Annotated in this window: 9 protein-coding genes; 2 read left to right on the top strand and 7 right to left on the bottom strand. The window is 60.8% G+C overall.

Annotated elements, in window-relative coordinates:
- Positions 1–293 precede the first annotated feature (293 nt).
- The 7 genes from EXR36_14350 to EXR36_14320 form a co-directional block, all read right to left on the bottom strand.
- Positions 294–1,928, bottom strand: a complete 1,635-nt coding sequence (locus EXR36_14350; GenBank protein MSQ60777.1) for a cyclohexanecarboxylate-CoA ligase — start codon at positions 1,926–1,928, stop codon at positions 294–296.
- A 122-nt stretch (positions 1,929–2,050) separates the two neighbouring features.
- Positions 2,051–2,776 (bottom strand): ABC transporter ATP-binding protein, encoded by a 726-nt coding sequence (locus EXR36_14345; GenBank protein ID MSQ60776.1) that lies wholly within the window; start codon positions 2,774–2,776, stop codon positions 2,051–2,053.
- A 107-nt stretch (positions 2,777–2,883) separates the two neighbouring features.
- The gene (locus EXR36_14340) at positions 2,884–3,636 is read right to left on the bottom strand and encodes an ABC transporter ATP-binding protein (GenBank protein ID MSQ60775.1); all 753 of its coding nucleotides are present in this window, start codon (positions 3,634–3,636) and stop codon (positions 2,884–2,886) included.
- The gene (locus tag EXR36_14335) at positions 3,633–4,574 is read right to left on the bottom strand and encodes a branched-chain amino acid ABC transporter permease (protein ID MSQ60774.1); all 942 of its coding nucleotides are present in this window, start codon (positions 4,572–4,574) and stop codon (positions 3,633–3,635) included. Before EXR36_14335 ends, EXR36_14340 begins: the two co-directional genes overlap by 4 nt.
- Before the next feature lie 5 nt (positions 4,575–4,579).
- Complete coding sequence (locus EXR36_14330) at positions 4,580–5,467, bottom strand: branched-chain amino acid ABC transporter permease (protein ID MSQ60773.1); 888 nt, start codon at positions 5,465–5,467, stop codon at positions 4,580–4,582.
- A 142-nt stretch (positions 5,468–5,609) separates the two neighbouring features.
- On the bottom strand, positions 5,610–6,533 hold the full coding sequence (locus tag EXR36_14325) for an alpha/beta hydrolase (GenBank protein MSQ60772.1): 924 nt from the start codon (positions 6,531–6,533) through the stop codon (positions 5,610–5,612).
- Positions 6,534–6,630: 97 nt separating this feature from the next.
- Complete coding sequence (locus tag EXR36_14320; protein ID MSQ60771.1) at positions 6,631–7,809, bottom strand: ABC transporter substrate-binding protein; 1,179 nt, start codon at positions 7,807–7,809, stop codon at positions 6,631–6,633.
- Positions 7,810–7,964: 155 nt separating this feature from the next.
- On the opposite strand from EXR36_14320, the gene EXR36_14315 reads away from it, so the two are divergent.
- Positions 7,965–8,690 (top strand): TetR/AcrR family transcriptional regulator, encoded by a 726-nt coding sequence (locus EXR36_14315; GenBank protein MSQ60770.1) that lies wholly within the window; start codon positions 7,965–7,967, stop codon positions 8,688–8,690.
- Complete coding sequence (locus EXR36_14310; GenBank protein MSQ60769.1) at positions 8,687–9,988, top strand: aminopeptidase P family protein; 1,302 nt, start codon at positions 8,687–8,689, stop codon at positions 9,986–9,988. The genes EXR36_14315 and EXR36_14310 overlap by 4 nt, the downstream gene beginning before the upstream one ends.
- Positions 9,989–10,090: the final 102 nt, after the last annotated feature.

The raw sequence follows: 10,090 nt of genomic DNA, 5'->3' as shown, positions 1-10,090 counted from the left end.
GCACCACATCGTAGGGCTTGGCCCCCGCCGCGCTCTTGCGCTCCTTCTCGTGCACTCGCGCCAACTGGGGCCGAAAGGCCTCCCAATCAATCTGCGCCTTCAACCCCACCAGCGGATCTCCCATCCGAGTGAGTTGCTCGGCGCGCTCTACCCACGCGCATTGCCTGTGAAGCACGCGCGGACCAACCTTAGCCGGGGAGAACCGTGACGAGAAACCACCCGCAGGTTTGCCTAAACGAGATTACTACTTGTATGGGTGCCGTCAATCTGTTTCGCGAAATTCGCGTTGGGTTTCACGCCTCCTTAGCGACGACCCGATGGCGCAGAATATTTTTCTGCACCTTGCCCGAAGCCGTTCGCGGCAGATCCGCCACCACCTCCACCCGCTCGGGAAACTTCTGTTTGGCGAGCCCAGCCCGCTCCAGAAATTGGGCCAGACCGGCCACGTCCACGCCCTGACTCCACCCTTGGTTCCCCTTTAGCATCACGAAGGCGCACACCCCTTCCCCCAAGCGCTCGTGCGGCATGGCCACCACCGCTGCCTCCCGGATGGCCGGGTGCGTGTGGAGCACGTCTTCGATCTCCTTGGGGCTGATGTTCTCGCCGCCCCGGATGATGAGATCTTTCTTGCGCCCGCTCACGCATAGGTAGCCGCCTTGCACGTAATAACCCAGGTCCCCCGTGTGGAAAAAGCCCCCGGCGCCAAAGGCTTCCAAGGTGTCCTCCCAACGCGTGTAACCCATCATCATCTCGGGGCCACGGGTGCAGATCTCGCCCTCGCCAGCGCTCAGCACCGCACCGCTCACCGGGTCGCACAAGCGCACTTCATGATTGACAATCTGGCCGTCCGTGGTCGCACCCAATTCGCATTGCGCACGGCTGCGTATGCCCAGGGTAACAGTGGGCGCTTCCGTACTGCCGTAGACGCGGAACGCCATACCGTGGGGCAAAACTTCATTGGCGCGGCGGATCGCTTCCGGCGGCACCGGCGCGCCGCCGCTCATGAACAATCGCATGCTGGGCAGCACGGCCTTGCGCGCCAATAGCTCGTCCGTCAATTCCTTGAGAAAGGGCGTGGCGCCCACGGTAAAGGTCACGCCGTGTTCATGGATCAGATCCACGGCTTGCGCCGCGTTCCACTTTTCCATGAGCACAACTTTCACCCCGGCCGCGAAGGCAATTTCCAAGGCGTAGAGATAGCCCGTGATGTGGGTGACGGGCGAGGGCATGAGCACCACATCCTGGTCCGTGATACCCCAGAACCGCCGCACCGCGCCCATCTCCGCCATGAGGGTGTTGTGGCTGTGCAGCACGCCCTTGGGGGTGCCCGTGGTGCCAGAGGTGTACATCACCAGCTTGACGTTGTTCGGATCGGTATCGCTGTCGCGGACGAGCGGCTCGCCCAACAAATCCTCGAATCTCAGGCAGCCCGCCGCCTCCCCTCGCAGCACCACAACTTCCTTCAGGCTAGGCAGTTCCGGGCGCAGGCGCTGCGCCATTTCGGCGAAGTCGTAGGAGCGGAAGGTTCGCGGGATGAAATACAGCTTGCTTCTAGCATCGCGCAATATGTGGCGCACTTCGGCGTCGCGGTAAATGGGCACGATGGGATTGCACACCAGGCCTAGATAAGCGGCAGCCAAGTTGATGACCATGGTCTCGTGCCAGTTGGGCAATTGAAAGCTGATGACATCACCCGCTTTCAACCCCATCCCATGCATCCCCGCCGCCAATAGTCTCGCCTGCGCTACCACTTCGCCGAAGGTGAGGCAGGCCCCCTCGCCGGCCACGGCTACTCTGTGTGCGCCGTGGCGTGCTTGCTCCAGCGCGGCTTGCCACACCGTGGTGTTGCTCCACGCACCGCTTCCCACGTAGCGGGCGATATCCTCATCGGTGATACGGGTGGTCCAGCCGCTTGGGTCTAGGCGCATGGGTTGATTCGCCCCCACCCTAACCCTCCCCCGCGCTGCGCGCAGGGGAGGGAATCCTTGCACGGCCGCGAGTTCCCTCCCTTGCATGCGCAGCGTGCGGGGGAGGGTTAGGGTGGTGGAACCTACGCTGTCCCACCCAAGTAAGCCTTGATCAGCGCCTCGTTGTCGCGAAAACCTTCCCACTCGCCGCGCTTGATTTCGTGCACCACGCGCCCCAGCGACATCACGTAAGCACGCTCGGAAGTCTGCGCCGCCAGCGCCACGTTTTGCTCGACCAAAAGAATACTCATGCCGCCCTCCCGCAGGGTAGCCATGACGCCTACGATGTCTTTCACCACCTTGGGCGAGAGCCCCGTGGAGGGCTCGTCAAGTATGAGCAAATCCGGTTGCAACAACAAAGCGCGGGCAATGGCCACCATCTGCTGCTCGCCACCGGAGAGCAGTTCCACCGGCGCGTCCAAACGAGTGCGGACGAAAGGAAAGAGCTGCAATACATCGTCCAGGCCAAAGCGGCGCCCCCCAGCCGCGCGCGCCTTGCCATGGATGGAGGCCAGTTCGAGATTGGCCCGCACGGACAACTCGCCGAAGAGATGCCGGTTCTCCAGCACCACCGCGATGCCATGCTGCGAGCGCTTGTGAGGAGGCAACCGCTGTATGTCCTGCCCGTCTCGCACGATGCGCCCGCCGGTGAGCGGGAGCAAACCGCAGATCGCGCGCACCAGGGTCGATTTTCCAGCGCCATTGGCACCGATGATGGCCACGGCTTCGTTGCGTTCGATCGCCGCGGAAACCCCGCGCAGGACTGGAATGCCACCGTAACCTGCCTCGATGTTTTCGATGCTCAACACGGCTAGCCCGTATTTCTCACAGGGGCGCGGGATGATGGCACAGAAGTCGTAGATAGATTGGGCGAGGAGGTATGCATAACGGGGGGGCGACTTGTGAGAAATGCGGGCTAGACGCCCAAGTAGGCTTCGCGCACGCGCGCATCGCCCTTCAACCGCGCGAAGGGGCCGCTGGCGATGATTTCGCCGAAGCAAAGCACGTGAATCTCGCTCGCCACCGCCACCAAATCCATGTCGTGGGACACCAGCAATATGGTCACGCCCTGAGCATTCATCCGCCGAAGCATACTCATGAGCTGGTTGACCTCCTCCGTATTGAGCCCGGATGAGGGTTCATCCAGGCACAGCAACTTAGGCTTTCCCACCGCGGCCCGCGCCAGTTCCACCAGCCTCTGCTGCCCGCCCGGCAACTTGCCCGCCAACCGGTCTCGTACGCCCGCCAACCCAAAAGTCTCGCACGCCTGGCTGGCCGCCTCCTCCATGGCCCGCCGTTCACGTCTGCCCCCCCACCCCACGAGCCCCGCCACCACCCCGCTGGAAGTTTCCTTGTAACAGCCAGCCATGAGGTTTTCGCGTACCGTCAGGCGCGCGAAAACCTGGGGAGTTTGAAAACTACGCAGCAAGCCCTTCTGGCTGCGCTGGGGCACGCTCAGCCGGTTGATATCCTCGCCCTGAAAAAACACTTGGCCCTGGTTGGGTTCGAGAAATCCGGAGATGATGTTGAACAACGTGCTCTTGCCCGCGCCATTGGGACCGATCAATCCCACGATCTGCCCATCGGGGACGACGAAGTTCACGCCGCGCAGCACGCTCAAACCGCGAAAGCTGTGAGATACGGCGCGCACTTCCAGTTGATGGCTCATGGCTTTTGCCCAGCCCCCGCAAACGCGCGCCGCAAGGCGCCGCCGAATCCCTCGGGTAGAAATATCACGGCCAGTATCAAACAGGCGGCGAATAGCACACCGTGAATGTCGCCGAAACGGCTCAAGATATTTGGCATGAAGGCGATGAAGAGCGCTCCTAGTACCGTACCGAACAGAGTCTGGGCGCCGCCCAACACAGCGAGCAAGAGAAAGTTGATGGCGCGGTCCACGCCGAAACTATCCACGCTGACAAAGGTGACGTAGTGCGCGAACAAACTCCCGGCGAAGGCGCCCAACACGGCGCTCAGCACGAACATCTTGACCTTGAGTACATGGGTGTCGATTCCCAACACTTGGGCGGCGGCCGGCGCATCGCGCATGGCGCGTATGGCGAAGCCGATGCGCGCATTCAGCAAATTGCGGTGCAGCCAAAGCACCAAGAGCGCGGCGGGCCACACCAGGTAGTAGAAACGCTGTGGCGAATTCAAGGAGAAACCAAAAAAATTCAACGGCGGAATTCCGCCGATGCCAAGGGTTCCGCCCGTGAGCCATTCCCATTCGAGAAAAATGACATGCCCAATGATTGCGAGGGCCAAGGTGGCAAGCGCTAGAAAATAACCAGACAACCGCAAGATGGGCCACCCCACCGCGAAGGCGATCAAGCCGCTCACGGCGGTGCCGATGACGAAACCTGGAGGGGCCATCCAACCCAAATGCGTCGTGCAGTAAGCGCACGCGTAAGCGCCAATGCCAAAGAACACACTTTGCGCCAGCGTCACGATGCCGCACTGCCCGAGCAGGAACGACACACCCAATCCGGCGATGGTGTAGAGCCCGGCAAACACCAGCATATCCAGCACGCTGCGCGAAGCAAAGCCGGGAATGACAGCCCATAGAATGACCGCTACCGCGATTAAAACGACCCGTGCCGCGCTCACGGACCTCACCCGCCCTTGCGCGTGCCGCGACCCAGCATGCCGTGGGGCATCAAGATCATGATCACGATGAGGAGCGACATGGCGATCACGTCCTTGTAGCCGGAGGACACGGACAACACCGCTACGGATTCGATCACGCCCAACGTGACCCCTCCCACCACGGCACCGAAGGGATTTGCCAGGCCACCGAGAATGGCCGCGGCGAAGCCCTTCAAGGTGAGCAACAACCCCATTTCGTAATGCAAGGTGATGAGCGGCGAGACCAAGACACCTGCCAGTCCGCCCATCAATCCGCCCAGCACAAAGGTGAGAGTCCGCATGCGCGGCACGTTGATTCCGATGGTGGCCGCGCCTTCTTCATCCAACGAGGAAGCCATCATGGAAAGGCCCAGGTGCGTGCGGTTAAAGAACCACCACAGCAACACCATCACCAGAGAAGAAATAATGATGAGCCACAGCGCATGAATGCGAATGGCGGCATCGAAGAATACGACGCTGGCTTCGCCGCCGATGCCCGGCAAAATGTGAGAATCTCGCCCGAAAAAGAACAACACGCTGGCGGAAATGGCGAAGGCGATCCCCAGGGTGAGAAGTAGATAGCTTTCCTCGCTGCCGCCGCGCCGGCGCGTGGGCCGCACCAGAAGCACCTCGGCGACATAGCCCAGCAATCCCCCGCCGAGCACGCCACCCAGCGCCGCCGCGTAAAGCGGCAACCCCAGCTTCTCCAAGACGAGAAACGACACCACACCGCCCACCAGCGCCGACTCCCCTTGCATGGCGTTGATGATCCGCGTGCCGCGAAAGATCACCGAGATCCCAAGCCCGATCAAACCGTATACGAACCCGTTGGTCGTGCCCGCGAGCGCGGATTGCAGGAGGAGAGTGGTGTCCACTTTCAAGGGAGGAGGGAGGAGGGAGGAGGGAGGAGCAAAGGCAATCGCGCGCCACGCGAATGCACTGGCCCAAACCGCGCCCAACAGAAAAACGGCGCTATGTGCGCCGTTCTCCTCCCTCCTCCCCCCTCCCTCCTCCCTATCACGCGAATTTATCGATCAAATGCTTCTTCAAGAACCGCCCGTGATGGGCGGAAGCCATCTCCAAGTGATTGCGCGTGGAGTACAGGCTCATGTGATTCACCTTTTCCAGCACGACCAATTCCTTGTTGCCGGCGGTGATGGCGTTGTACATCTGGATTTCCAGATCCCACTGTGTAATGTTGTCTTGCTCCGCCACCGCCACCAGGGTAGGTGTATTGAGAATCATCTTGGCGTAGGGGAAGACGTTGTACTGGAGCAGCAACTCCATGGACTCGATGGTGTTGCGGTGCTCGTGGCGTGGTGCTTCGGTTTCCTTGATGCGCTGAAAGATTTCGTATACGTGGGGGAAGGGCCAACTCGACAAATTGTTGTCGGGATCCAGATGCGACATGGGCATCATGGAACTGGGCTGGCCGTCGGAGCGGCGCACGCGGTCTTCCATCACGAGATCGAGCAGCTTGGCGAATTTGCGCTCGCCATGGCAGCGCTTCATGGTTTCCCAGCCTTCCACCACGGGCACCGTGGACACGATGCACTTCACGCGCGGATCCGTGGCGCCCACGATGATGACGTGACCGCCGGCGTAGGAAATGCCCCAGATGCCGACGCGCTGGCTGTCGATCTCGGGCTGCTTCGCGACGAAGCTGATGGCGTTCTTGTAATCTTCTACTTGGCCCCATGGATCGATGTGCTGGCGCACTTCCCCTTCACTCTCGCCCAAGCCGCGGTAGTCGAACATCAACACCGCCACCCCGGCGTTCAAGATCGCCTGCGCATAATGCGGCAATACGATCTCCTTGACGTAACACCAGCCGCCTCCCATGACGGCGATTGGAAAGGGCCCCTTGCCTGTCTCGGGTGTCGCCAACACGCCGCGGATCTTGGATCCCTTGCTGTTGAATTCGACGTTCCTCTTCATGATTCTCCTCCTCGGACTATTGGTCTTGTAGACACGGGAAATCGGAGGGCGGCCCCCTCAGGCTGCCGCCCTCCGTCTCCTCTCTCCTCCCCCTCGCTTTCTATTTCGCGGTGAAGGGTAACCGCGTGAACTTTCCGTTGACCAGCTTGGAAAATACATAACTGGACAACTCGATGCCGGTCATATCGGGCGCGGCGAAATTGTAATTGGCCAGCTCGCCTTGGTAGGGCTCGCGTATGGCCTTGGCCAGCGCTTCCCCCGTGGCGTCGGGCCCGGCCTTCTCCAGTGCGCGCGCGATGATGTGCACCGCATCCCAACCGGCGGCCTCATAGTTCTTCGGGGGCGCGTTGTAGGCCTTGCGATAAAGTTCGACGAAATCCTTTTGGTGGGGTAACGGGTCTTCCGCCACCATGAACTCCGGGAACACGATGTCGTGGCCGTGCTCTCCCATGCCGTTCACGTACTGGTAGGCCGAGGATCCGATGGCCGACACGATGGGCTGGGTGATTCTAATCTGGCGGGCATTACGGAATGGTGTCGGATTGGTGGCGATGATGAATACGACTTCCGGATTCGCGGCTCGCACCTTTGCGGCCTGCGTGGAAACATCCGTCGCGCCCACTTCGAATTTTTCGATTGCCACGAACTCCACACCATAAGCGGCGGACTGCGATTGCAGGGCATTCATGACCAACTGGCCATACCCCGAGTCGTGCAACGCCCCTACCTTCTTCAGCTTGAGCGCCTTGGTGGTGTACTCCAGCATGGCCTTGGCATTCAGCACCTGGGGCGGCATGACATGGAAAAGGGACTTGTAGGTGAGTTCGATGGCCGGGCCCAGTCCAGTCACCGCGATCTGGGGCATTTGCTGCGCATGGGTCACGGCGGCGATCGCCCCCGTGCTCGCCGTGAGGGATGGGCCCAACATGGCCTGGACCTTCTCGTTAAAGATGAGGTGCTCCGCTTTGCTCTTGGCAATGTCGGCCTTCGAACCATCGTCCTCGAAAATAATTTTGAGGGGCCGCCCCTTGATGCCGCCGCGCTCATTGATCATCTTCTCGGCGAGTTGGGCGCCGTTGCGCTCGGCCAATCCCAGGCCCGCGCCCGCTCCCGTCATGGAGAACACCGCCCCGATCTTGATGGGTTCCTTGCCTTGCGCAAGGCCGCGATCTGGCATCGCACCAAACAACAACAAGGATGCGGCGCAGGCCCGCAGCAACGCTCGCCTCCCGCCTAGATAAACCGATGCTAAATGGACAGGTCCTCGCAGGCTCTTCATACTCCCAACGCTCCCCATGGCTACGCCTAGCTTTGTTGTGTTGCAGCAGAAAACTTTCGGTGGGACCCCTTGCCTCCCACTCCAGCCCGAGTCATAGTAGTAACCATCTGCTCACCAGTCAAGACAAGATAGGTTTTCTCGCAGTGGCCCACAACATGAACATTGACGGCAGCCGCGTCCGCGCGCCGCTGCGCGCGGCAAGAGTGCGCGTGCAACCGCCCCCGCGCGGCACGCGCTTGCCGCGCGCGGAGCGGGAAAAACATATCTTGCGCGAGGCCGTGGCGTTCTTCGCCGAAGTGGGATTCGCCGGGGACACGCGCGAATTGGCGCGGCGCGCCCGCATCACCCATGCGTTGCTCTTCCGCTATTTCCCCAACAAGGAGGCGTTGATCGAACGCGTTTACCAAGAGGTCTATCTCGGCCGCTGGAATCCCGCTTGGGAGGTGCTGATCCTGGACCAATCCATTGCGCTGGAAGAACGCATGGTGCGCTTCTACAAACTCTACGCGCAGACCATTCTCTCCTACGAATGGGTGCGGCTGCTGATGTTCGCGGGATTGAAGGGCTCTGATCTCAACCGCAAGTTCTTCGCGCGCGTCACTGCCCGCATCGTGCGCCCCATATGCAAGGAGATCAGGCGTTTTTACCGGTTGCCGGGGGCGGATCAAGTTCCGCTCACCAGCACGGAGATCGAATTGGTGTGGAGCGTGAATTCCCGGATCTTCTACTTCGGCGTGCGCAAGTACATCTACGGTATGCCCGTACCGCGCAACCTTCCCGCTCTTATCGAAGCGGAAGTGCGTACTTTTTTCGAGGGCGTGGGCCACACGTTGAAAGATCTCATTAAACTAAGCCCCAAGAAACGAGGAGACAAGCGATGACCCGCTCATTAGGCGAACCCAAGATCATCCGGCCCGACGATATCGACCCCCACCACGACTGGAGCCGCCCGCTGCAAGCACCGGGTCACACCCAGGTGGATTTCGAGGAGCGCGTCAACTTTCGCCGCCTGCACGACTACCGCTTGGCGCGCTTGCGCGCAGCGCTCAACGCCTCAGGAATGGGCGCGCTCCTGTGCTTTGACCAAGGCAATATTCGCTATACGACAAGCACCGTCATCGGCGAGTGGGCACGCGACAAGCTCACGCGCTACTCGCTCCTCACCGGAAACGGCAATCCCTATATTTGGGATTTTGGTTCCGCCGCCAAACACCACAAACTCTACGCGCCATGGCTCGAGCCCAATCATTGCCGCGCCGGTCTGCTCGGCATGCGCGGCGCCGTGGGCTCCAACATCACGCTGTTTCGCGAGGCCGCCCAGGAGATCAAGGCATTGCTCGAAGAAGAAGGCGTGGCGAACATGCCGTTGGGCGTGGACATGGTGGAATTGCCCATGCTCTTCGAGTTGCAGCGCTTAGGCATCGAAGTGCGAGACGGCCAGCAGACCATGTTGCAAGCGCGCGAGGTGAAGAGCATCGATGAAATCACCTTGCTCAACATGGCGGCCGCCATGGTGGATGGCGTGTACCAGGATATCGCGGAAGCCCTTAAACCCGGCGTGAAGGAGAGCCAGATCGTCGCGCTGGCAACGGCGCGGCTCTATGAAATGGGGTCCGATTGCGTGGAGGCCATCAACGCCATTTCCGGCGAGCGTTGCTCGCCGCACCCCCACAACTTCACCGACCGCCTCATTCGCCCCGGCGACCAAGCCTTCTTCGACGTGATCCAATCCTTCATGGGCTACCGCACTTGCTACTACCGCACCTTCAGCGTGGGCCGCGCCACGGAGCCGCAGCGCACGGCCTACAAGAAAGCGCGCGAGTGGATGGACAAGGCCATCGATTTCATCAAGCCCGGCATGAGCAGCGACGTGGTGGCCAATGCCTTTCCGAAGGCGGACGAGATCGGCTTCGCCAGCGAGATGGATGCCTTCGGTTTGAATTTCTGCCACGGCTTGGGGCTGGGCCTGCACGAGCGGCCCATCATCAGCCGCTTGAACTCCTATCGCGAACCCATCGAACTCAAAACCGGAATGGTGTTCGCGGTGGAAACCTATTGCCCCGCGAGCGACGGCGTTTCCGCCGCCCGTATCGAAGAAGAAGTGGTGCTCACACCCACGGGGCCAAAAATTATTTCGCTCTATCCCGCGCAGGAGTTACCGGTTGCCAACCCTTATTGACATCCCTTCGTTCTGGGTAAGCACATCAGCGCAATAAAAACCAAAAGTACCAGGGCACCCGATAGCCATAGGGAACCAACTCCCCAGCGCGTCAATGCAAGA

The organism is Betaproteobacteria bacterium, assembly GCA_009693245.1.
Classification (GTDB): Bacteria; Pseudomonadota; Gammaproteobacteria; order Burkholderiales; family SHXO01; genus SHXO01.
The sequence above is the reverse complement of the archived record's forward strand: the minus strand, read 5'-3'. Positions and strand labels throughout refer to the sequence as shown.

Coding starts and splice junctions, on each gene's coding strand:
- EXR36_14350 (MSQ60777.1), bottom strand. CDS start 1,928: ATGCGCCTAGACCCAAGCGGCTGGACCACCCGTATCACCGATGAGGAT.
- EXR36_14340 (MSQ60775.1), bottom strand. CDS start 3,636: ATGAGCCATCAACTGGAAGTGCGCGCCGTATCTCACAGCTTTCGCGGT.
- EXR36_14320 (MSQ60771.1), bottom strand. CDS start 7,809: ATGAAGAGCCTGCGAGGACCTGTCCATTTAGCATCGGTTTATCTAGGC.
- EXR36_14315 (MSQ60770.1), top strand. CDS start 7,965: ATGAACATTGACGGCAGCCGCGTCCGCGCGCCGCTGCGCGCGGCAAGA.
- EXR36_14310 (MSQ60769.1), top strand. CDS start 8,687: ATGACCCGCTCATTAGGCGAACCCAAGATCATCCGGCCCGACGATATC.